This is a genomic window from Streptomyces sp. NPDC111606 (assembly GCF_055656945.1).
In genome coordinates this window covers 64,121-84,742 of the sequence record NZ_JBVKBY010000012.1, presented here as the reverse complement: position 1 = coordinate 84,742, position 20,622 = coordinate 64,121, and the positions used below count along the sequence as shown (strand labels likewise).

At 69.3% G+C, this 20,622-nt stretch carries 23 protein-coding genes and 1 tRNA gene; 8 read left to right on the top strand and 16 right to left on the bottom strand.

All coding sequences use genetic code 11. The features are described from left to right. The first annotated feature begins 32 nt into the window (after window positions 1-32). From ACZ7M7_RS35015 to ACZ7M7_RS35000, 4 genes are all read left to right on the top strand, one after another. On the top strand, window positions 33-1,463 hold the full coding sequence (locus ACZ7M7_RS35015; protein WP_472124023.1) for a hypothetical protein: 1,431 nt from the start codon (window positions 33-35) through the stop codon (window positions 1,461-1,463). 20 nt (window positions 1,464-1,483) lie between these two features. Next, on the top strand, window positions 1,484-2,917 hold the full coding sequence (locus tag ACZ7M7_RS35010) for an FG-GAP and VCBS repeat-containing protein (RefSeq protein WP_472124020.1): 1,434 nt from the start codon (window positions 1,484-1,486) through the stop codon (window positions 2,915-2,917). A gap of 91 nt (window positions 2,918-3,008) precedes the next feature. Beyond that, window positions 3,009-4,454 carry an FG-GAP repeat domain-containing protein gene (locus ACZ7M7_RS35005; RefSeq protein ID WP_472124017.1) on the top strand — a complete coding sequence of 482 codons (1,446 nt, stop codon included), beginning with the start codon at window positions 3,009-3,011 and terminating at the stop codon, window positions 4,452-4,454. A gap of 148 nt (window positions 4,455-4,602) precedes the next feature. Beyond that, entirely contained in the window at window positions 4,603-5,541 is a 939-nt protein-coding gene (locus ACZ7M7_RS35000; RefSeq protein ID WP_383633041.1) for a Yip1 family protein, read from the top strand. Window positions 5,542-5,619: 78 nt separating this feature from the next. On the opposite strand, the gene ACZ7M7_RS34995 is transcribed toward ACZ7M7_RS35000, so the two are convergent. Both ACZ7M7_RS34995 and dcd read right to left on the bottom strand, forming a co-directional pair. After that, window positions 5,620-6,123, bottom strand: a complete 504-nt coding sequence (locus tag ACZ7M7_RS34995; protein WP_383615212.1) for a phosphoribosyltransferase — start codon at window positions 6,121-6,123, stop codon at window positions 5,620-5,622. A gap of 8 nt (window positions 6,124-6,131) precedes the next feature. Continuing rightward, window positions 6,132-6,707: a dCTP deaminase gene (dcd, locus tag ACZ7M7_RS34990; RefSeq protein WP_328880338.1), complete on the bottom strand. Its 576-nt coding sequence runs from the start codon at window positions 6,705-6,707 to the stop codon at window positions 6,132-6,134. Window positions 6,708-7,280: 573 nt separating this feature from the next. Here dcd and ACZ7M7_RS34985 point away from each other — a divergent pair. Then, window positions 7,281-7,354 (top strand) — tRNA-Gly (locus ACZ7M7_RS34985). A 49-nt stretch (window positions 7,355-7,403) separates the two neighbouring features. Here the strand turns inward: ACZ7M7_RS34985 and ACZ7M7_RS34980 are convergent. The 10 genes from ACZ7M7_RS34980 to ACZ7M7_RS34935 form a co-directional block, all read right to left on the bottom strand. After that, window positions 7,404-8,573, bottom strand: coding sequence for a tyrosine-type recombinase/integrase (locus ACZ7M7_RS34980; RefSeq protein ID WP_472124014.1), 1,170 nt, complete (start codon window positions 8,571-8,573; stop codon window positions 7,404-7,406). Then, on the bottom strand, window positions 8,573-8,785 hold the full coding sequence (locus ACZ7M7_RS34975) for an excisionase family DNA-binding protein (RefSeq protein ID WP_472124011.1): 213 nt from the start codon (window positions 8,783-8,785) through the stop codon (window positions 8,573-8,575). Before ACZ7M7_RS34975 ends, ACZ7M7_RS34980 begins: the two co-directional genes overlap by 1 nt. Next, a complete protein-coding gene (locus ACZ7M7_RS34970; protein WP_472124009.1) occupies window positions 8,782-10,086 on the bottom strand; it encodes a replication initiator in 1,305 nt (434 codons plus the stop codon). The genes ACZ7M7_RS34975 and ACZ7M7_RS34970 overlap by 4 nt, the downstream gene beginning before the upstream one ends. Before the next feature lie 131 nt (window positions 10,087-10,217). Continuing rightward, window positions 10,218-10,460 carry a SpdD protein gene (locus ACZ7M7_RS34965; RefSeq protein WP_472124006.1) on the bottom strand — a complete coding sequence of 81 codons (243 nt, stop codon included), beginning with the start codon at window positions 10,458-10,460 and terminating at the stop codon, window positions 10,218-10,220. 13 nt (window positions 10,461-10,473) lie between these two features. Further along, entirely contained in the window at window positions 10,474-10,668 is a 195-nt protein-coding gene (locus tag ACZ7M7_RS34960; RefSeq protein ID WP_472124003.1) for a hypothetical protein, read from the bottom strand. Between the two features lie 19 nt (window positions 10,669-10,687). Further along, window positions 10,688-10,879: a mobile element transfer protein gene (locus ACZ7M7_RS34955; RefSeq protein WP_472124000.1), complete on the bottom strand. Its 192-nt coding sequence runs from the start codon at window positions 10,877-10,879 to the stop codon at window positions 10,688-10,690. Continuing rightward, window positions 10,879-11,070, bottom strand: coding sequence for an RING finger protein (locus ACZ7M7_RS34950; RefSeq protein WP_472123997.1), 192 nt, complete (start codon window positions 11,068-11,070; stop codon window positions 10,879-10,881). The genes ACZ7M7_RS34955 and ACZ7M7_RS34950 overlap by 1 nt, the downstream gene beginning before the upstream one ends. 18 nt (window positions 11,071-11,088) lie before the next feature. Then, window positions 11,089-11,745, bottom strand: coding sequence for a DUF2637 domain-containing protein (locus ACZ7M7_RS34945; protein ID WP_472123994.1), 657 nt, complete (start codon window positions 11,743-11,745; stop codon window positions 11,089-11,091). An 83-nt stretch (window positions 11,746-11,828) separates the two neighbouring features. Further along, entirely contained in the window at window positions 11,829-13,202 is a 1,374-nt protein-coding gene (locus tag ACZ7M7_RS34940; RefSeq protein WP_472123992.1) for an FtsK/SpoIIIE domain-containing protein, read from the bottom strand. 5 nt (window positions 13,203-13,207) lie between these two features. After that, window positions 13,208-13,558: an SCO3933 family regulatory protein gene (locus ACZ7M7_RS34935; RefSeq protein ID WP_472123989.1), complete on the bottom strand. Its 351-nt coding sequence runs from the start codon at window positions 13,556-13,558 to the stop codon at window positions 13,208-13,210. A 138-nt stretch (window positions 13,559-13,696) separates the two neighbouring features. On the opposite strand from ACZ7M7_RS34935, the gene ACZ7M7_RS34930 reads away from it, so the two are divergent. Beyond that, the gene (locus ACZ7M7_RS34930) at window positions 13,697-14,161 is read left to right on the top strand and encodes a hypothetical protein (protein ID WP_472123986.1); all 465 of its coding nucleotides are present in this window, start codon (window positions 13,697-13,699) and stop codon (window positions 14,159-14,161) included. Window positions 14,162-14,208: 47 nt separating this feature from the next. On the opposite strand, the gene ACZ7M7_RS34925 is transcribed toward ACZ7M7_RS34930, so the two are convergent. From ACZ7M7_RS34925 to ACZ7M7_RS34915, 3 genes are all read right to left on the bottom strand, one after another. Then, window positions 14,209-14,937, bottom strand: coding sequence for a GntR family transcriptional regulator (locus ACZ7M7_RS34925; RefSeq protein WP_472123983.1), 729 nt, complete (start codon window positions 14,935-14,937; stop codon window positions 14,209-14,211). 62 nt (window positions 14,938-14,999) lie between these two features. Then, window positions 15,000-15,464 carry an ATP-binding protein gene (locus tag ACZ7M7_RS34920; protein WP_472123980.1) on the bottom strand — a complete coding sequence of 155 codons (465 nt, stop codon included), beginning with the start codon at window positions 15,462-15,464 and terminating at the stop codon, window positions 15,000-15,002. 277 nt (window positions 15,465-15,741) lie between these two features. After that, entirely contained in the window at window positions 15,742-16,482 is a 741-nt protein-coding gene (locus ACZ7M7_RS34915) for a GntR family transcriptional regulator (protein ID WP_472123977.1), read from the bottom strand. An 85-nt stretch (window positions 16,483-16,567) separates the two neighbouring features. Between ACZ7M7_RS34915 and ACZ7M7_RS34910 the strand changes: the two genes are divergently transcribed. Next, window positions 16,568-17,674 carry a DUF1152 domain-containing protein gene (locus ACZ7M7_RS34910; protein WP_472123973.1) on the top strand — a complete coding sequence of 369 codons (1,107 nt, stop codon included), beginning with the start codon at window positions 16,568-16,570 and terminating at the stop codon, window positions 17,672-17,674. Window positions 17,675-17,712: 38 nt separating this feature from the next. On the opposite strand, the gene ACZ7M7_RS34905 is transcribed toward ACZ7M7_RS34910, so the two are convergent. Continuing rightward, window positions 17,713-19,476, bottom strand: coding sequence for an IS481 family transposase (locus ACZ7M7_RS34905; protein WP_472124493.1), 1,764 nt, complete (start codon window positions 19,474-19,476; stop codon window positions 17,713-17,715). Window positions 19,477-20,223: 747 nt separating this feature from the next. Here ACZ7M7_RS34905 and ACZ7M7_RS34900 point away from each other — a divergent pair. Continuing rightward, window positions 20,224-20,622 (top strand): hypothetical protein (locus tag ACZ7M7_RS34900; protein ID WP_472123971.1); only part of this gene is annotated, 399 nt, incomplete at its 3' end.

Here is a 20,622-nt window from a genome sequence, read left to right as displayed (position 1 = left end):
ACCGTCAACTCCCCTGCGAGGCAAGCCGCCCCATGCGCAACCGCATCGCCTGCGCCCTCCTCGCGGCGGCCCTGACCCCGCTCGCGCTCACCCTCTCCGCCCCGGCGGCCCACGCCGCCCCGGCCGCCAAGCCGTACGACTTCAACGGGGACGGCCGCGCCGACCTCGCGATCGGCGCGCCGGGCGCAACGGTGGGCGGCAAGGCCAAGGCGGGCGCCGTCTCCGTGGTCTACGGCAGCTCCACCGGGCTGAAGACCTCGACGCGCACCCTGATCACCCAGAACACCGCCGGCGTTCCGGGCGCCGCGGAGGCCGACGACGCCTTCGGTTCCGCCGTAGCCTCCGCCGACCTCAACACCGACGGGTACGCGGACCTCCTGATCGGCACGCCCGGCGAGGACGTGTACGGGGACACCAACGACGGCACGGTCGTCGTCGTCTGGGGCGCCCAGTCGGGTCTGTCGGGGGCGCGTACGGTGCCCAACTTCAACGACAGGGACGTGGACCGCTACGGGCAGTCGGTGGCGGTGGGAGACGTCGACACCGACGGCGACCTGGACATCCTGGTCGGCGCGAACGGCCTGTTCACCCTCGCCTTCGTCAACGGCCCCTTCACCCGGACCAGTTCCTTCCAGGGCGGTTCCGGCTCCGGCTTCCCCCAGCCGTACTCGTCCTCGTACGGCATCACGTCCCTGGCCGTCGGACCCGTCACCGCCTCCTGGCACACCAACGTGGTCGTCCACGGCCGCAGGACCGGTACCGATGACGCGGTCACCCACCTGGTGACCGATCCGTCCATCGGCAACTTCGCCGACTGGCTGCAGGAGCTGCCGTCCGGCTACGTCTCCGCGATCGGCGACCTCGACAAGGACGGGTACGCGGACATCGCCATCGGCAACGAGCGCGAGACCTCCGCGGACCCGGCCGGCGCCAAGGGCGGCAAGGTCACGGTGGTCTACGGCGGCTCCGGCGGCACGGACACCTCCCGCGCCCCGCTCGTCCTCACCCAGGACACCGCCGGCGTTCCCGGCGCCTCCGAGTCCGGCGACCGCTTCGGCAGCCATGTCTCCTTCGGCGACATCAACGGCGACGGCTACGCCGACCTGGCCGTCGGCGCGTCCGGCGAGAACTCCGGCGCGGGCTCGGTGACCGTCCTGTACGGCTCGGCCTCCGGCCTCAGGACGACCGGCGCGCAGTCCCTCACGCAGAACACCCCGGGCGTACCCGGCACGTCCGAGTCGAACGACCGTTTCGGCGCCCGCGTCCTGCTCGCCGACCACTCCGGCGACCGGCGCGCCGAGCTCACCGTCGCCGCGACCGGCGAGAACGGTGACGGCGCCGTCTGGTCCCTGCGCGGCGCCACGACCGGCGTGACGACCGGCGGGGCGACGAGCTTCGGCCCGGGCACGACGGGCGTGTCCACGGCGGGCAGCCCCGGCTACGGCACGGCCCTCAACTCCTGAGCCCTGAAAAGGACTTCACCATGCGCAAGCGCACTCTTCTGCTCGCGGCGACGCTCACCACGGGCCTGCTGACGGCCCTGCCGGCCACCAGCGCCTCCGCCGCCCCCTCGGGCCTGTCCGGCGACTTCAACGGCGACGGCTACCGCGACGTCGCGATCGCCGCGCCGATCGGCAAGGTCGCCGGGAAGACCGGCGCGGGCTATGTCGCCGTGGTCTACGGCACGGCGAGCGGTCCGGACACCGGCAAGCGGCAGGTCATCAGCCAGGACACCGCCGGTATCCCGGGCGTCCCGGAGTCGGGCGACTACTTCGGCGACCGCCTCACCACCGGCGACCTGGACGGAGACGGCTACACGGACATCGTCGTCGGCGTGCACGGCGAGCGCATCGGCTCGACCGACGACTCCGGCGTCCTCACGGTGCTGTGGGGCGGCGCGAGCGGGATCAAGTCCGGCACCGACATCTCCTCGCCGCTCCCCGAGAACCGCAACGAGCTCGGCTGGTCCGTCGCCACCGGCGACTTCGACGGCGACGGCGACACCGACCTGGCCGCCTCGAACATCGCCTTCCCCGAACTGAACGTCTTCAAGGGCCCGTTCACCCGTACCGGAAAGGCCACGGAGCTCGTCGGCATCGACACGTTCGAGCAGACCGGCATCAACGCCGACAAGCTCGTCGCCGGCGACGTCACGGCCGACGGCAGGACGGACCTGCTGGTCATGGGCCAGGAGGAGTTCACCGGCGGCTACCGCACCCGCAGCGTCCTCTACAAGGGCACGGCCTCCGCCCTGACCGCCGGCAGCAAGGTCGCGGGCGGCTACGACGCGGTCATCGCCGACGTCGACAAGGACGGCTACGGCGACATCGTCACAGGCAACTTCATGGAGAAGTCGGCCACCGAGCCGAACGGCGGCCCCGGCGGCGCGCTCACCGTCACGTACGGCGCCTCCACCGGCATCAGCTCCCGCACCCCGGTCCGTATCACCCAGGACACCGCGGGCGTACCCGGCGCCGCCGAAAAGGGCGACGCCTTCGGCTGGAGCCTCGCGGCGGGCGACACCAACGGCGACGGATACGTCGACATCGCGGTCGGCATCGAGAACGAGGCCGTCGGCTCGGTGTACCAGGCGGGCTCGTTCGCGGTCCTGCGCGGCTCGGCGTCCGGCCTGACCGGCAGCGGCGCCAAGGTCTTCAGCCAGGACTCCGCGAGCGTGCCCGGCACGGCCGAGCGCCTGGACAACTTCGGCGGCGCGGTCCACCTCACGGACGTCGACGGCAACGGCCGCGCGGAGCTCTTCGCGGGTGCCGCGCACGAGAACACCGGCGATGGCTCCGTCTGGGTCTTCAAGTCCAGCACGTCCGGCATCACCGCCACCGGCTCCAAGTCCTTCGGCGCCTCGACGGTGGGCGGCCCGACGGGCGACGCGTACTTCGGAGACGTACTGGCGGGCTGACCGCCCGTCGACGGGCCGCCCCGCACGTCCGCGTCGCCGCGCGGGCGGCCCTCCCCCCTCGACCACCCACCCCACCGCAGGAGGACCCCACATGCTCCGGCACCACCACAGCAGACTCCCCGCCCTGGCCCTCGCCACGGCCACCGTCGCCGCCGCGCTGACGGCCGCCCCGCTGATCACCGCCGCCCCGGCAGCGGCAGCCCCCGCCAAGTACGCCGACGACTTCAACGGCGACGGCTACCGCGACCTCGCCACCGCAGCGCCGTACACCCCGGTCGGCGGCAAGACCGGCGCGGGCGCCGTCGTCGTGAACTACGGCTCCGCGAACGGCATCAGCGCCTCCCGCCGCACGATCATCACCCAGAACACGGCCGGCATCCCCGGTACCGCCGAGACGGACGACGAGTTCGGCCAGGCCCTCGCCTCCGGCGACCTGAACCGGGACGGGTACGCCGACCTGGTGATCGGCAGCACGGGTGAGAACGCCGAGTCCGGCGCCGTCGTGATCGTCTGGGGCGCCAAGAGCGGCCTGTCCGGCGGCCAGGTCGTGCCCGACCCCGCTCCCGCGGACCACAACGAGTACGGCATGTCCCTCGCCGTCGGCGACTTCAGCGGCGACGGCAGGGCCGACCTCGCCGTCGGCAGCACCGGCAGCGACATCTGGATCCACCAGGGCGGCTTCACCAGGACCAGCGGCGCCGCGTCCCGCTACAAGCTCGCCACCGACCTGTACACCACCGGCTACAGCATCCACGGCGCCCAGAGCCTGGCCGCCGGCGACCTGAACGGCGACGGCACCGCCGACCTGGTCGTCAGCGGCACCCAGACGGAGACGTACGACGAAGGCGCCTTCGTCTACCTGGGCGCCGCCTCCGGCCTCACCCGCCAGACATTCCTGAGGAACGGCGCCTACGAGCTGGCGGCCGTCGGCGATCTCAACGGCGACGGCTACGCGGACGTGGTCACGGCGACGTACGGAGACGAGGGCCGTACGAGCCTCGGCGGCTCCGTCAGCGCCTATCTCGGCGGCCCGACCGGCGTCCGCACCCAGCCGCAGACCACGATCACCCAGGACACCCCCGGCGTCCCCGGCTCGGACGAGGAAGGCGACTGGTTCGGCAACGCCCTCTCCGTGGCCGACGTCACCGGGGACGGCAAGGCGGAGGTGGCCGTCGGCACGATCCACGAGACCATCGGCACCGCCAAGATCGCCGGAAGCGTGACCGTGCTGCGCGGCTCGGCCTCCGGCCTGACCGCGACCGGCGCCCGGTCCTTCACCCAGAACACCGCCGGCGTCCCCGGCACCGCCGAGACCGCCGACCGCTTCGGCGCGTCCGTACGCCTCTCCGACCTCACCGGCGACGGCAGGGCCGACCTGTCCGTCGCCGCCGACGGCGAGAACCACCCCGCCGGCTCCCTCTACAACCTGCGCGGCGCGGCCTCGGGCGTGACCACCGGCAAGGCGATCAGCTTCGGCCCGGGCTCGCTGGGCCTGCCGTCCGGCTACCTGAGGCTGGGGCAGGTGATGCTCCGCTAAGGACGCAGAGGTACAGGGACGTCACGTACGGCATGTCCCTGAGCCGACACTTGGCGCCCCCTAGGGGATGTCACAGCTCGGCAGCAAAGCCGGGCCCTGACCGCAGGGCCCGGCACGCGATTCTCCCGGACCAGGTACGTTCGAAGACGTGGCTGGATTCAGGATCGGACGCGGAAGCCGGAACAACGGCAGCCCGCAAGCGCGCCCCCAACAACCTCCGTACGGGCAGCAGGCGCCCCAGGGACAGTCGTACGGCTATCCCCCGCCGCCGCAGCAGCCGCACGGCGGCCGTGGCGGCGGCGCAGGCGGCTGGCCGCAGGCGAACGGCGGTGGTGGCTACGGCGGTTACGGTGCCGGTGGCCAGGGCGGCCACGGCGAGCCGGAGTACTTCGGCGACGGCGGCTACCCGCACGGCCCGGGCGGCGGCGCCCCGGACCCGTACGCGGCGAACAACCCGGGCCACACCCAGGCGTTCTCGGTCGACGACGACCCCTACAGCCAGGGCGGCACCTACCGAGCGGGCGCGGCCCCGGCCGCCCCGGTCGGCCCCCGCCTGCACTGGAAGCAGCTGCTGCGCGGCATCGTCCTGTCGCCCTCGCAGACCTTCCTGCAGATGCGGGACTACTCGATGTGGGGCACCGCCCTCGTCGTGAGCTTCCTCTACGGCCTGCTGGCCGTCTTCGGCTTCGACGGCGCGCGGGCGGACGCGATCAACGCGACCCTCTCGAACGCGGTCCCCATCGTCCTGACGACCGCCGTCGCGATGGTCCTGTCGGCCTTCGTCCTGGGCGTGGTCACCCACACCCTGGCCCGCCAGCTCGGCGGCGACGGCGCCTGGCAGCCCACGGTCGGCCTCTCCATGCTGATCATGTCCCTCACGGACGCCCCCCGCCTGGTCTTCGCCATGTTCGCCGGCGGCGACGCCACCTTCGTCCAGGCCCTCGGCTGGGCCACCTGGATCGCAGCCGGCGCCCTCCTCACCCTGATGGTCTCCAAGTCCCACGACCTCCCCTGGCCGAAGGCCCTGGGCGCGAGCGCGATCCAGCTGGTCGCACTGCTGTCGATCGTGAAGCTGGGCACGTTCTAGGGCCGCGGCCGGCAGAACACGCACGAGAAAGGGCCCCCGGCACGGCTGCCGGGGGCCCTTCTCATCTCTCACCACACCTCAGGCGTCGAGCACCTGCCCGGCCCGCCGGACCACGGGTGGTTCGACGCTCCACGGGAAGTTGATCCACTCGTCGGTGCGCTTCCACACGTACTCGCACTTCACGAGCGAGTGGGACTTCTCATAGATGACCGCGGACCGCACCTCGGCGACATGCTCGACGCAGAAGTCGTGCACGAGCTTCAGCGTCTTGCCGGTGTCGGCGACGTCGTCGGCGATCAGGACCTTCTTGTCGGTGAAGTCGATCGCGTTGGGGACGGGAGCGAGCATGACGGGCATCTCGAGCGTGGTCCCCACCCCCGTATAGAACTCGACATTCACCAGATGAAGGTTCTTGCAGTCGAGGGCGTAGGCGAGCCCACCGGCGACGAAGACCCCGCCGCGGGCGATGCTGAGCACGATGTCCGGCTCGTAGCCGTCGTCGGCGATGGTCTGCGCGAGCTCACGGACGGCGGTGCCGAACAGCTCGTAGGTCAGATTCTCGCGTGTCTGCTCTTCGCCCATCCCGGCGCTCACACCTGAGTCCGATGGAAGTTCTGGAAGGACCGGGAGGCGGTCGGACCGCGCTGCCCCTGGTACCGGGACCCGTACCGCTCGCTCCCGTACGGGAACTCGGCGGGCGAGCTGAGCCGGAACATGCACAGCTGCCCGATCTTCATGCCCGGCCAGAGCTTGATGGGGAGCGTGGCGAGGTTGGACAGCTCAAGGGTGACGTGCCCGCTGAACCCCGGGTCGATGAACCCGGCGGTGGAGTGGGTGACGAGCCCGAGCCGCCCGAGCGAGCTCTTCCCCTCGAGCCGCGACGCAAGATCGTCGGGCAGCGAGATGACCTCGTACGTCGAGGCGAGCACGAACTCCCCGGGATGCAGGATGAACGGCTCATCCCCCTCCGGCTCCACGAGCCGCGTGAGATCCGCCTGCTCGATGGAGGGGTCGATGTGCGGGTACCGGTGGTTCTCGAACACCCGGAAGTACCGGTCCAGCCGTACGTCGATGCTGGACGGCTGCACCATGGTCTGGTCGTAGGGATCGATCCGCACCCGCCCGGCGTCGATCTCGGCCCGGATGTCCTTGTCTGAGAGAAGCACGCCCCGAGGATACGCAAGGCGCGCGGAACGGCCACAATCGCGCCGCCGCGCGCCTGGCGCTGCACCTGCTGTGACTGCTGATACTCCTGTTACGGCTACTTCTGCTTACTGCTGCTCCGCTACCGCTTTTCCAGTGTCACCGGCACCACACTCCGAAGCCGGGCACACCGGGGACACCGGAGGAGCCGGCCGGGGCCGAGGCGATCGGCCTGCTGCATCGGGAACGAAGCGGTGCTGAACACGTGCCCATCGGCACAACGGACGACGGTGCGCTCCATCAAGTCCAAGAGTCCCTTCCCCAAGAGCCGCGTCTGGCTGCTGCCTGCCTGACGACGAGAGGCCACATTACGGGATCAAAGGGACGGCCCTCCAGGCGGCACTCCGACCCCGCCCGGCCCCTCTCACGCTGCTCCACCGTACGCCCCAACTCCGGCCCCCTGCACCCGGATCCCACCCCCTGAAACCCACTCAGGCCCCGCGGCGTCAGCGCCGGGGGCCGGTGATGAGGTACAGTGACCAGGCGTTCGGACACCGCCTCCGGATCCTCTCGGATCTTCCCGGCGGGCGTCTTACGCGGGTGTAGTTTAATGGTAGAACATCAGCTTCCCAAGCTGAGAGCGCGAGTTCGATTCTCGTCACCCGCTCCATGAAGAAGGCCCAGGTCAGAGACCTGGGCCCTTTTGCTGTCCGCTGTGATCACTCGCCGCGTGCCAGATCCGTGCCAGAACGCTTCTCGGTGACCTTCCGGGCGGCCTCTTCCCGAGCCCTCTGGACCGTGGCATCGAGTCCGGCGGCGACCTCCTCCTGTCGCTCCTCGTCCGAGTGCTGATAGATCAGCGCGGCCTTCTCCGAGGACTGCCCGGCTCGCACCATCGTGTCCTTCAGGGTGGCACCGGAACGCGTGGAGAGGGTGTGCCCGGTGTGCCGGAGGTCGTAGAACCGGAAGCCCTCCGGCATGCCGACGATCTCCCGAGCCTTCCGCCACTTCCGCCCGAAAGTGCTACGCCGGAAAGGAGCCCCCTTCTCTCCGACGAAGAGCAGCCCGTCCGGGCCCGGCTCGGCGTAGGACTCCAGGTGCCAGCGGAGCTCCCGGCGGAGGAAGGCGGGAAGAATCACAGTCCGGGTGCCCGCCTCGGACTTGGTGTCGCCCTGGACGCGGCGCCCGTTCATCCGCTCCGGCTCGGCGAGGCCGACGCGGAGGCGCAAGTTGTCGAGGTCGACGTCCCGGCGCCGGAGGCCGGCCAGCTCTTCCGGCCGGAGCGGGCCATAGGCGCCGAGGTAGACCATCAGCCGCCACCGCATGCCGACCGCGTTGGCGAGGGCGTCCACCTGGCCGACGGTGGCGATACGCCGCTCAGCTGCCTTCTCCTTACCAGCACCCTTGATCCGGCACGGATTGCGCGTGATCAGCTCATCGTCAACGGCCGTCTCCATGATGGCCTTGAGGAGGCGGTACGCCTTGGCCGTGATCGTCTTGGCACCCGTGAGCCGCAGCCGTTCGGCCCGCCACTCCCGGACTCGGGGCGCAGTGATCTCGTCCAAGTCCTGGTCGGCTAACGCGAACAAGTGCTTGTCGAGGAGATACCGGTAGAGGTCCTGCGTCAGCGGCGCGAGCTCCCGTTCCTCCACCCACTTCTCCGAGTAGGCCCGGAAGCCCACCGCGCCTGCATCGGGGTCACGCCAGTCGCCACGACGAATCTCCGTCTGCCTTTCGGCAAGCCAGTCATCCGCGTCAGCCGTCGTCTCGAACGTGAAGGGAGCCGGACGCATCACGCCGTCTGGCCCCGGATAGCGCGCCTGGTACCGCCCGGAGGGAAGCCGTCGGATCGCGCCGAAGCGGCGGCGCCTGCCCCTGCTGTTGGCCATCAGGCAGCCCTTCCATAGCGCGGGCGAGGCCGCCTCAGCGGCTCCACCGTGCAAGACCGGATGAACTCCTCGACCGCACTCTCCGGGATGCGCACATGCCGGCCGACCTTCACGTACCGGATGCGCCGCTCCTCGATGAGCCGCCGGGGGAAGCGGGCGGTTGTACCGAGCAGCTCGGCGACCTGGTCGACGGACAGGTAGCGGTCGTTCATGTAGTGGGCTCTCCTTCCGTTCCGGGGGCGGGTTCGAGGGATGCCGCCAGCCATTGCTCACCAGCACTGAGGCCGGTTCCGGCAAAGACCCAGTGGGCGAGGACGAGCGTGGTTTCGCCGTCCTGCGGGGTGGTGACCGGAGTCGCTTGGGCACGGCGCCATTCGGCGCGGGCGTCACGGAGGGCGCCGAGAGTGGTGGAGTAGCGGCGCGACTTGGTGGAGAAGTGACCGCGGAAGCCGAGCATGTGAGCCCAGGCCCGCAGTCGGAGCTCCGCCAGCTCGGGGCGTGCGCCGAGGGCCCAGGCGGTGCGGATCATGCGGCGGGCGTGGTCGGTGAGCCGGGCCTGTGCCAGCTCGGCGAGGAAGCGAAGCGGCCGGTCCAGGGTGCCGGTCGCGGTCTCGGCGCCCTTGGTGGCGTACTTGGCGATGTACGCGGCCACGGCTCGCTCGGTCAGGTCCTGGCCGCCGTCGAAGTCGGCAGAGCGGATCGTGCGGACGTCCAGTTGGCGGCCGAAGGTGAAGATGTGAGCCCAGCCGTCGATCTGCGGGCCGTGGACGCGTGCTGTGGTGACGGCTTCGTGGATGGCATCGGTGAGCAGTTCGGCCGTAGCCCAGGGTGGAGGAGACGTGTCACCACCTTCCGGGCCGTCGAGGCGGATGACTGCGTGGAAGTGGACAGCGCCGCGCTTCTGGTACTCGGCGACCTTGGCGAAGGAGATACGCGCGTGGTCGCGGAAGGCGCGTTGGGTGAGTCCCGCGCGCTTGGCAACCTCGCGGCGGAGGTAGATGGAGAACCGGCGCCAGAGGGCCCCGGCGTGGGCGTTCCAGAGCACGGCCGCTTCGTAGTCGTACGTGTCCGGGTCGAGGGGCGTGCCGAGGGCGGAGTCCGTCTCGGCGTGGCGGATGCCGCAGCGGCAGGCCCGGCCGTTGGAGGGCCTGTTGTGGACCGGGCCGAAGCTCGGGGCGGTGAAGGTGGCGAAGACGCGCGGGTGCGTGGAGACCTGCTCGGGGGTCCCCTTGCCGCCACGTAGTCCGGCAGTGATCAGGTGGTATGTATCGCGGCGGTAGGTCTCGGCGCAGGCCGTGCAGCGGGTGGCGCGGCGGTTGTTGCAGCGCATGAGGAGCTGACCGGCCGGGAGGGCGGTCGAGTCGAGGCGGTGCAGGACGCGGCCGATCTCGCCGGTTGTCTTGTTGACCTCGTACTCGGTGCGGTGGCCGTCGAGGCGTACCGGGTGGGTGCAGCCTCCCAGGCCGGAGATTTGACGGGCCAGCTCGGGCATGGTGCCGAGGGAGGCCAGCATGGAGAGTTCCGCCAGCGGAGGCGGAGTCTGCCGGGTGATGATGGGGGTTCCTTTCGGCTGTTTCGGCGGTTGGGAGGGACGGCCCCGGGGCGGCGGGATGCTTGGCGGCTTGTTGCCGCCCCGGCGGCCGGTCAGCGCCTGTTGGCGTTGTTGACGAGCGAGCGCAGAACCACGGCGGCGATGGCCACGGAGATGGCCGTTACGGCGACGGCCGCCAGGAGCGCGGTGAGAACGACACCGGCGACCAGGACAGCGGCGGCCGGGCCCGCGTAGGGGCTGAGCGAGCGGCCGACCGTGGGCGCCGGGTTGTGGTGCTGCTGAGGGATGAGGGTCGACGGCGGAGTGGGGACGTCGGGCAGCTTGGGGCGGAACATGGCGGAGTTCCTTTCAGCGGTTGGTGCCGTTGACGACGTCGACCCCGGAGCGGGTGCCGGACTCGATGGCGGGGGCGAGGAAGGTGTGGGAGAGCCAGAAGCCGAACAGGGCGATCACGACGGCGACCCAGAGGCGGATGCCGAGGAACTTGATCGCGGCCCAGGCGATGACGCCCAGGACGAAGACGAGTGGAAGGCTGACGGTCACGGGCGGTCTCCTCAGCGGATCAGCGGGCGGGGCAGCGGTGGGTGCGGGCAGCCAGCTCGGCGGCGGCGCGGCTGTCGTAGTCGGTGGAGAAGCCGCAGCGCGGTGCCGTGCAGGCTGTGGTGTGCTTCTCGCGGCCCGGGCCGTCGTAGGAGGTGGCGACCTGTACGGGGCCGATGCGGACGACGTTGCGGAAGCGGCGGTTGGCGGGCATCAGGGGTTCTCCTCTGCGGTTTCGCCGGTGAAGTCGGTGACGTGGTCGGCCAGCCAGCGCAAGATCTCGTCGCCCTCGTAGCTGTCGGCGGCGAGGATGACCGGCTCGGCGATCAGCACGGCTTCGGTGAGGCGGTTCTGTCGGGTCAGCTCGGCAGCGCGCCTCAGCGCGCGGAGCGTGGTTGGACGCAAGGGGAAAGTCCTTCGAGTTCAGGTGAGTTGGGTGGCGATGGCTTCGGCGAGCGGCATCGGGACACCGAGCCGGGCGCGAAGGGTCGAGGTGTCGATGGCGGTTCCGGTCCGGGCGCGGTGCTCGTCGGCAACCTTGCGGGCGTGAGCGACGAGGGCGGGCGGTACCGGAGCGGGCGACGGCGTAGCCGACTCCGGCTCGGTGGCGGGGAGTTCGGCCGCTGCCAAGAGCGGTTCGACTTCTGTGGTGGCGGGTTCGGGGGCGGTGGCCTTCGAGGGCGGTTCGGGTGCCGTCGCCGGAGCCTCGCTCAGCTTCGGTGATCCGTGGGCAAGGAGCGTGCCGCCAAGGAAGGCAACCGCGGGCCAGCCCGCCACGAGGATGCGAAGCCAAGCCGGTACGTCGTCCAGGTCGAGCAGTCCGGCGGTGGCGACGTTGGCGCCGAGGGAGGCGACCAGGGCGACGAGGAACCAGCACCACCCGGCCGCCTTCGCCTCCCCCGAGCGGAGCCGCCGCCATGCCGCCACCAACAGCAGGTCGACGGAGACCGGGTAGGCCCACGCCTTCCAGCCGTGCTGTCCGGCAGCTGAGGCCAGGTCGTGCAGGTGGGCGAAGGACAGCGCGGCGGCGATCAGCGCTTGAACGAGCACGGCGTCAACGCGGACGGGCATGACACGCACGGCGCGACTCCTTCCGGTTCCAGGCATGGGTGGGGTAGGGACGTGGCCCGGGACGGCCGCGCCGGCCGTTGGAGCGGTGCGGTTTAGTCGGTGACCGGCTGAGGAGGGGCCACGGGCCCGGACGCCTTCACCGGCGCGGGCGGGACGTACGGCCGGAAGGGCGTGAGCGCCGGTACGTCCGGGGCGAGGTGGGCTGTCGCGCGGCAGGTGGCCGCAGCCTCGGCGAGAGACAGGTACGGCGTACGGATGCGGGACCAGCCGCCGGACGTGTCGCCGACGACGGCGAGGCCGGGCAGCTCGGGGGCGATGGCGCAGGCGGCCATGACCGCCTCAGGGGCGATATCGCCGAGCGCCATTTTGGCGGAGGCTTCGTCGTTCACGCGGTGGCAGACCCGGCCGGTCAGCTGAGCCCGGAGCATGGTCGCGCCCTTGCCCAGCTCGGCCCCGAATCGCTGCCCGCAGACCTCCAGGTAGATGCCAGCCGCGCGGCCGAGTTGGGCGAGGCGGATGAGTCGGGTGACCATCTCGTCCCGCCGTTCCTCGTCCTTCCTTGTGGCAACGAGGAAGAGTTCGGCCACCTCGTCGACCAACATCACGATGGGAGCCGGGCGTTCGTGCTCAGGGAGTCCCCAGATGTCCGAGGTGATCTCCTCATCCGGGGTGCCGGGAGCGATGCCCTGCCGGGCCTTGATCAGGTCGTATCGGTCCTCCATTTCTTTGACCAGCACAGGCAGCAACTCGGCTGCCTGCTCCGGATCGGTCGCCAGCGCTGAGAGCCGGGACGCGAACGGCGCCAGCTCCACACCACGCTTGCAGTCGATCCCGACCAGGACCACTCGTTGAGCAGCCAGCCCGGCCATCAGGTTTCGCAGGAACATGGACTTGCCCGACAGGGTGGCGCCGAGCACCAGTTCGTGAGGAACGGTCCGGTAGTCCCGTACGAAGGCGGTTGCGTCCTCCCGTAGAGCCACCGGCACTTGCAGCGGTCCGGTGTCGGTCCGGCGAGGCATCCGCACCTTCCGCAGAACGTCGAAGCCGACGAGCCGCAATTCCACGACCCCAGGCTTCACGTCCCGGACGTACACGGCGTGAACGCCCCATGCGTGCCGAAGGCGTTCGGCCGAGGCTGCCACGTCCGCAGGTTCCTGCCCCGGAGCCAGCCGCAGCCGGAGTCGCAAGCCGGTCGTGGTGGGCCGGATCACGCCCCGGCGCGGAGGCATCGGCCGGATCTCACGGCGAGTGGTCGCCTTGACGGCCAGTGCCCGCCACCGGGACGGAGCGACCGTCAGGCCGCACGCGTCCATGGTCGAGGAGTACGAGGCCAACAGCCGGGCCACCGCGAGCGGCAGGCCGACCGTGGACCAGTACGCCGAGGGGTGGGCGTGCCGGGCGTAGACCGCGCCGCCTATCGCAGCGAGCGACCCGCCCAGCTCGGCCCACGTCACCAGGTCCGTCACAGCGATCAGCCCGCCTCGGCCATCGGGAAGGCCCCCGGAGCCACGGCGGTGGCCCGGTAGGCGATGCCGTGCCGCTGCTGGCCGTTGAACACGCTCTCCCACGGCCGAGCCACCAGCCCCGGCAGTGCGACCGGAGCACCGAGCGTCAGCCCCTCGGAGACACCGCTCTCAGGAACCGTCACCTTGATCAGCGACGACTCCCCCTCCTCGATGTAGACGACGCCGATCGTCATCAGTGCCTCACCACTCACGGCGTCCTTGGCGATCTCACCGGTCTGCCGGTCGCGCACCTTCGGCGCCGGAGCTTCGGTGAGAAGGACCGTGGCGGTCGAGGCGTCAATGCGGATCACACGCACAGAGATTTCTCCTTCTGAGTCGATCAACTCGCTACCTGACAAGTTGACTTAGCAAGTTCGAAGTTAGAGATGCCAGGTTGACTTGTCAAGTGGCTTGGGTGGCCTGGCCACTACACGCCGACCCCTCGGAGGAGCACGATGGAAAGCAGCAACATCGAGAAGGGCGGGATCATGAGCAAGCTGCGCCACGCTCGGCATCCCAAGAAACAGCAACAGATGTGGGGGCCGCAGACCCCCAGTGAGTCAACACCTCCACCAGCCGCCGGGTCGGAACCCGCTCCAGGCTTCCCGCCCGGCCAACCCCCCGGTCAGGGCTGGACAGCACCCCCGCCGAGGAAACGGCACCGTGTCTTCTTCTGGGTCTTCCTGGCAGTCCAGATCCTGTTCCTGATTTTGGTGATAATCGGCGCCTCAACCGGCAGCGGCACGCCCGACGAGTGCCGAGGCCTGACAGGCGACGATCTGGAGTTGTGCGAGGCCGCAGGCGATGCCGGAACCACGATCGGAGTGGGCCTCATGATCGGCTTGTGGGTAGCCGTCGACTTCATCCTGGCGCTCACTTATCTGATCTACCGGCTTGCCAGCCGACAGCCACGCTCTTGAGACAGGGCCAAGTCAGACGCTCAAGGCGCGGCCCGGACCATTGCGCGTCAGTTGAGCCGGTAGGTGTCTTGAAGTTCCTGCCGGTCGGAAGGAAGCAGCACGTCAGAGACTTGCAGCGCCTGCCCAGAAGCGTCACACGCGACGACTAGGACGCTGAGGACGGGAATGCCGTCCGGAAGGTTCAGAAGCTCAGCTTCGGCACGTTCGGGCAGTCGGGCCGAGACCCTCTCCGTCACATGGTCGAAGCGGACCTTCTTCCGCGCCTCCAGGTGTACGCGAGTGCTGCTGGTCAGTGCTTTGGCGCTCTCCAGCTCGGTGCCCTCGACCAGGCCGGCGGGGAAGTACGACGAGACCAACTCGACTGCTTCACCGTCCTCCTCCACCAGGAAGCGGCGCATCAGGACCTTGGCCCGCTTCGGCAGCCCGAGTGTGGAGGCGACCCGCGCCGGGACAGGGACTTCAGCGACTTCAACCAGGCGCCCCGAGGACCGCGACTCATCACGCTCCAGTGCCTCACGACCCCGCCGGTCCTGGTGCTCTACGACCTCAGGACGGCCCCTCACAATCGTGCCGAACCCCTGCCGAGACTCCAGCCAGCCGTCACGCTTCAGCAGCTCCAGCGCCCGTACGACGGTCGGACGAGACATCCCGAAGGCTTGCACCAACTGGTTCTCGCTGGGCACCCGAGTGCCGGGCGGATACGTGCCGTCCTCGATGCGGCGCTGGATCGTCTGCGCGAGGCGCACGTACTTCGGTGCCGCCACTTCATACGCCATGAACGCCGCCTGTCGAGATTGGCCAAGTCAACTGGTCAACCAGACTAGCGACAACTGAACCGTCAGAACAGAATCGGCCCGAATCCCTCGCTGGCCGGCCACGCGTCAGCAACGACGAACGAGACGACTGTCCCGCCGAAGCGACTCGGACCGGAGTGCCACGACTCGGCGATGGAGTCGACCAGGAGCAGCCCGCGCCCGTGGGCGTCATTGGCCCCCGGCTGCCGCATGCGCACGTTCGCCGGGAAGCCCGGATTGTGTACCTCGATCCGAAGCGAGGTCTCCTCGCGGTACCACTCAACGCGCACCGCCCAGGTCTCATCCGCCCGCCCGTAGAGAATCGCGTTAGTCACCAGCTCCGAGATCATCAACGCACAGTCGTCGATCGAGCAGCCCGGGTTGTACGGGGCGATGAACTTCCTGAACCAGCGCCGAGCCCGAGGCACAGACTCCGCGACAGGGTGCAAGGTCATGGCACCGAGCCGCGGTGAGTCCTCAGAGGGAAAGCGGTCGATCGTGTAGGCCATCCGCACTCACTCCTTGCCGCTGCCGTCACAGTCGAGGCAGCGCCGTTTCGATGTGGCACGGAGGCGGTCATTGGCCGTGGAGAGCGCCAGAGCCGTACGGGAGCCGACGCGCTTCCAACCGCGCCCCCGGCATCCCCGGCAAGTTGCACGCGCGCCCTGGTTCGGCCGCTGACTCGTCACTACGTGCCCCCTTGCATCCAAGTGGCCTTAGCCACTTTGTGGATAGTGGCATTAGCCAGTTGGAGTACGCAAGCGGTTCGGCACAACTGCCGGACCATCAGGTGAGCGGGTAGCCCTGCTCGAACGCCCAGCGATGCGGCGGGTAAGTGGCTTCGGCGAACTCCAACGGCCGGTCCTGGAGGTCGAAGACGACGTGATGAACGATCAGGACCGCAGACCCCGGCTCCAGCTGGAGATCCGCTGCCTCCTCCTCAGTCACACCGCGAGCGCACATACGGTCTTCGGCATAACTGCCTTGACGCCCCGTCATGTTCTCGACATACATGAGCGTCCCCTCCTGGATCCGCTCTGGCTCCAAGAGCTTCGGCGCGCGCTGGCCGATGTCCGAAGCAAACCACGAGGTGGACAGCGTGATAGGGCCGTCCTGGTTGTTCGTCACCCGCCGCCGATGCACCGCACGACGGTCCTTGACCAGGCCCAAAGCCTCGGCAACGTGGTCCGGCGCCTCCATCCAACCCGCCGAGGTAATCACCGCGTACTCACCGGGCGTGTAGATCTTCCCGGTCTGCCGAGCCCGCCCGTACAACTCGCGTGCCCGCCGGTTGACTTCCAAGCTGCGCACGTACGTGCCCGATCCCTGACGCTTCTCGACGAGCCCCTGGTGGCTCAGCGCCTCCAACGACCGTGCGGCGGTGGGCCGGGACACCTTCCAGTCCGCCGCCAACTGCCGCTCCGAGGGCACCTCGTCGCCCGGCCGCAGGTCACCCCGAAGAATCTGATCACGGATGTAGTGCGCGATCTGGAGATACTTCGGCTGAGCCTCTTCGATCTGAGGCATGTCTCCTCCTCCTGGTCCAAAGTGGCTATGGCCAGTGGCCACTATAGAGTGAGTGGTCAACTCCCGACCCCGTAGGCTGAGCCGCATGAAGCGGTTGATCGTCGCAGCAGGAGGAGGGGGCGACGCAGTCGCCGCCGCCATGCTTCACGCCGCCCTCTACGGCGACGAGGACCAGGCGGTGATCCTCACGTACGCGTGGGACCGCCTCCTGATCGACCCAGTTCCGGGCCCCCGAGGACCAGACAACTTCACCGGCCTCCAACACCTCACCCCAGCAGTCTGGACAGTGCCGGCCGACGCGCGACCGATCGCTCCGGCAGGCTCGACCCTCCCCCGGCTCGCGGCAGAGTTCCCGCACACCTTCGCGCTGATCGACCCACGCCACGGAGCCGAGGGCATCACCCGCCAACTCGAAGAGCTGGTAGCCCACTTGTCACCGGAGTCAATCGATCTCCTGGACGTAGGCGGCGACATCCTTGCCCGAGGCGATGAGCCGACACTGAAAAGCCCGCTCGCCGACGCCCTCACGCTCGCCGCCTGCTGCCAGGTGAACGCACCGATCCGCCTCCTGGTCACAGGTCCCGGCCTGGACGGCGAAATGCTGCCCGATGAACTGCGCGGCATGCTCGGCCCGCTCGTCCACACCTTCACGGCTAAGGACGTTGAGCCGATCAGCTCCGTCCTGGAGTGGCACCCGTCCGAGGCAACCGGGATGCTCGCGGCGACAGCCCGAGGCGTACGCGGCACGTGCGAGATGCGCGACGCCGGACTCCCAGTCCCCCTTACCGACGAAGGACCGACCGTCCATGAAGTCGACCTGGACGAAGCGCTGAGCCGCAACCAGTTGGCCCGCGCCATCACGGCGACCACCGCCCTGGACGAGGTAGAGGCACACAGCCGCGAAGTCTGCGGATACTCGGAGATCGACTACGAGCGCAACAAGGCCGCATGGCTCAAAGAGCAGCCCCCGGTGAAGCTCGACCCGCAGGCCGTGCTGTCCCGACTAGACCAGTTCGAAGCCGAGGCCCGGAACCTCGGAGTCACCCACACGACGTTCCGCCGCATCACCGAGGCCTTGAACCTCAACGGCTCCCTACGCGAAGACCTGCGCCAACTGCTGATCAGCAGCCGCCCGGAGCAGTACGAGGCGCCTTTGTGGCGCATCGCATCCACTATGTCTAGCTTCAGATGAGGCTTGACGGATGTGTGTCGCTTGATGCTTTCCGGTTCCTAGCCTGTCGTGCGGTTCTTCGTGCCGTAGGCCTTGAAGCGGGTCACCTCCTTGCTGGTGGTGCGAGGCACCGTCCGCAGGTGGTGTCCGTCGTGGTCGAAGACGTGCAGGGTGGTGTCGGTGACCTCGACCGTGACCACGGTGCGGGCGTGCACCATGCCGACCTGGACCTGCTGGCCGCATACCTGGATGCTGCCGCGGGCGGACACCTTGCGCCCGACTCGGACCGGCTCCTTCGGTGTCTTCGGCGGCAGCGGGCTGAGCTGGGCATCACTGATATAGGCCCGCCGCTCGGGCGGGATAGGACACGGCAGGGTGCGGATCAGCATCCCGTCGGTGATGACCTGCATGAGTGGCCCGTCCAGCCGCAGGGTCACGCGCCGGCCGGCCAGCGGAACACCGACGATGATCTGCTGCCCGGCCAGGCCGAGCACCCCGGAAGCGTTCACGGTGCGAGCCACCTCGATGGGCATCCGGGCCGCCAGCGGACCCGGGGCCCTTCCTGCGGGGGCGGGACCGGCCGGCCGGGCGCCGGATGCCCGCAGCCGAGCCAGGTCGGCGGTGCTCAGGCGGGACGGCACGGTCTTGATGCGCTTGCCGTCCAGGCTGACGTGGACAGTGGTGCTGTCCATCCACAACGTCACCGCCCGGCCCGCATGCTTCGGCCCGAACCAGAACTGCTGACCGGCCACCGCCAGATTCCCACTCGGCGGCACGATCCGTGCCACCTCCACCGCCCCCGGCGAGCCCAGCACTGCCTCCCCGGCAGGTTCGACCCTGCGTTCCACCGGCTCTGCGGCTGTCGGTGGAACGGTCAGCTGGACCGGAAGCCGCAGGCTCAGCCCGTCGGCCGGCGCGGGCCTAAAGCGGCTGGACGGGGTGGCCATGTCCAGCGACTGATGCGGACGCGAGAGGTTGTATTCCTCACGCCAGCCGTCGATGACCGCTTGCGCGGCCGCCTGTCCGGTGAACGGCCCGTGGTCGTCCAGGAGTTCACGCCGCAGCGACTGATGGAACCGCTCGATCTTCCCGGTGGTCGTCGGCGAACGCGGTTTGGTCAGCCGGTGCTTGATGCCGTTCATCCGGCAGATACGGTCGAACAACACCTCCGTCGACGGCCCCGGAGTGCCGAACCTGCCGGTGAACTGCTTACCGTTGTCGGTCAGCACCTCCTCCGGACAGCCGAAAGCCACCAGCGCAGCCCCGAACGCGGCGCACACCGCCCGGCCGGTCGCCCGCTCCACCACCGAGGCGATCACACAGAACCGGGAGTGGTCGTCCACCCCCGTCACCAGCTTCAGCTCACGGCCGTCGGCCAGCCAGATCCCGCCCATCACATCCAGCTGCCACAACTGCATCGGCCCCGGACGCTCCCACCGGCGGTAATCCTCCCGGCGCCTGCGCCGCTGCACCGGCACGATCAACTGGTGACGCACCAAGATCCGATACACCGACGCCTCTGATGGCACCGGCTCCACACCACGACGCGCAAGCTCATGACGCAACCGGCGCTGACCCCACCGAGGATGCAGCCGTCTCAGCTCCAACACGGCCGCCTCCACAGCGGCCGGCATCTGCCACGGATGCGACCTCGGCCGATGCGACCGGTCTGCCAGAGCAGGCAGGCCGCCCTCCTCATAACGGCGCACCCAGGAGTGCACCGACTGCCGCGACACCCCATACCGGGCCGCGACCTCCGTCTTCGACGCACCGGCGGCCAGCACCTCCATGACCGCGTGATAGCGCTGCTCGACCACGCTCAGCTCCACTAACACCGGCCTCGGCCCCCTCTGCGACAGCAGTCGCAGACAGCAAACCGAGGACGGAACCGTCAAGCATCAAGTGACGTCAACGCGTCAAGCATCAAACGAAGTAGGACACATCGCATCCACTACTGAGTAACAACCTTCTTCACGGGTTCAAGCCCCGGCTGCGCTCCGCTCCGCCGGGCGCGCTTCCCGGCTCTGGCTGCGCCCGCGCTCCTGCCTTCGGCCCGCTCGGCGCTGCCGCCGCCGACGCGCGCCCACATGTGGATAGGGCCGGGTGGCCATGAGTCGATCACCGCGTAGCGCGGCATGGTCAAGACGATGCCTCCGGCGGGGGATCGGCCGGCACCGGGATGGAGGGGGCGCCGTTCCCGACCGCGGGTCCGTAGTGGCGTGCGCGGGGAGCTTCCATCCCGTCCACCGTCGACCCAGGCGAAGCCGAGCAGACGCGGCCCATGGCGTCCAGGTCGTTCGTACAGTGGCGCGCTCCACCTGGACGCCATGAACCACGCCCGCTCCACGGTGTGTGGGTCGACGGCGGACGGGATGGAAGCTGAGGGCGGTGGTGGGTACAGGCTGACAACGGATGTTGCTCCGGTGGAACAGGGCTTTTCGGTACACTGCTGGGACGGCAAGCCGTGTACGCCGAGCCGCAGTGTTCTTGTGCCCACACCGCAAGTGACAGACGGTCAAGGCCCTTGGGGCCCACGTTCATTCATCGACCCCGGCGACAGCCATGGACCGATGAGAGTGTGGGTCTCGTCAAGGTCGGAGAAGGCTGTGACCAAGAGGGGCAAGAACTCTCTCAAGCAGAAGGCTCGTCAGATCGCTCGGCGTGAGGGCATCCATTACAGTGCCGCTCTCGCTCGCCTGAGTGGCACCCAGCGCTGTGAGCCCCACCAGACCGAGTGCGGGAATTCGCTTCCCGATGCAACCTTGCTCCGGAAGCTGGCGGCGGACAGAGCACCGTTCGAGCAGGTGCTGCAGAGGCTGGCGGAACAGCGGATGCCGTTCGAGCAGATGACGCGGAAGCTGGCGGCGGACAGAGCACCGTTCGAGCAGGTGCTGCAGAGGCTGGCGGAACAGCGGACGCCGTTCGAGCAGATGACGCGGAAGCTGGCGGCGGACAGAGCACCGTTCGAG

Bases quoted from the DNA above. Each gene is read 5' to 3' on its own strand.
- ACZ7M7_RS35015 (WP_472124023.1), top strand. From the start codon at position 33: ATGCGCAACCGCATCGCCTGCGCCCTCCTCGCGGCGGCCCTGACCCCG.
- ACZ7M7_RS35010 (WP_472124020.1), top strand. From the start codon at position 1,484: ATGCGCAAGCGCACTCTTCTGCTCGCGGCGACGCTCACCACGGGCCTG.
- ACZ7M7_RS35005 (WP_472124017.1), top strand. From the start codon at position 3,009: ATGCTCCGGCACCACCACAGCAGACTCCCCGCCCTGGCCCTCGCCACG.
- ACZ7M7_RS34995 (WP_383615212.1), bottom strand. From the start codon at position 6,123: ATGGGCGAAGAGCAGACACGCGAGAATCTGACCTACGAGCTGTTCGGC.
- ACZ7M7_RS34980 (WP_472124014.1), bottom strand. From the start codon at position 8,573: ATGGCCAACAGCAGGGGCAGGCGCCGCCGCTTCGGCGCGATCCGACGG.
- ACZ7M7_RS34975 (WP_472124011.1), bottom strand. From the start codon at position 8,785: ATGAACGACCGCTACCTGTCCGTCGACCAGGTCGCCGAGCTGCTCGGT.
- ACZ7M7_RS34970 (WP_472124009.1), bottom strand. From the start codon at position 10,086: ATGCTGGCCTCCCTCGGCACCATGCCCGAGCTGGCCCGTCAAATCTCC.
- ACZ7M7_RS34965 (WP_472124006.1), bottom strand. From the start codon at position 10,460: ATGTTCCGCCCCAAGCTGCCCGACGTCCCCACTCCGCCGTCGACCCTC.
- ACZ7M7_RS34955 (WP_472124000.1), bottom strand. From the start codon at position 10,879: ATGCCCGCCAACCGCCGCTTCCGCAACGTCGTCCGCATCGGCCCCGTA.
- ACZ7M7_RS34930 (WP_472123986.1), top strand. From the start codon at position 13,697: ATGGAAAGCAGCAACATCGAGAAGGGCGGGATCATGAGCAAGCTGCGC.
- ACZ7M7_RS34925 (WP_472123983.1), bottom strand. From the start codon at position 14,937: ATGGCGTATGAAGTGGCGGCACCGAAGTACGTGCGCCTCGCGCAGACG.
- ACZ7M7_RS34920 (WP_472123980.1), bottom strand. From the start codon at position 15,464: ATGGCCTACACGATCGACCGCTTTCCCTCTGAGGACTCACCGCGGCTC.
- ACZ7M7_RS34915 (WP_472123977.1), bottom strand. From the start codon at position 16,482: ATGCCTCAGATCGAAGAGGCTCAGCCGAAGTATCTCCAGATCGCGCAC.
- ACZ7M7_RS34910 (WP_472123973.1), top strand. From the start codon at position 16,568: ATGAAGCGGTTGATCGTCGCAGCAGGAGGAGGGGGCGACGCAGTCGCC.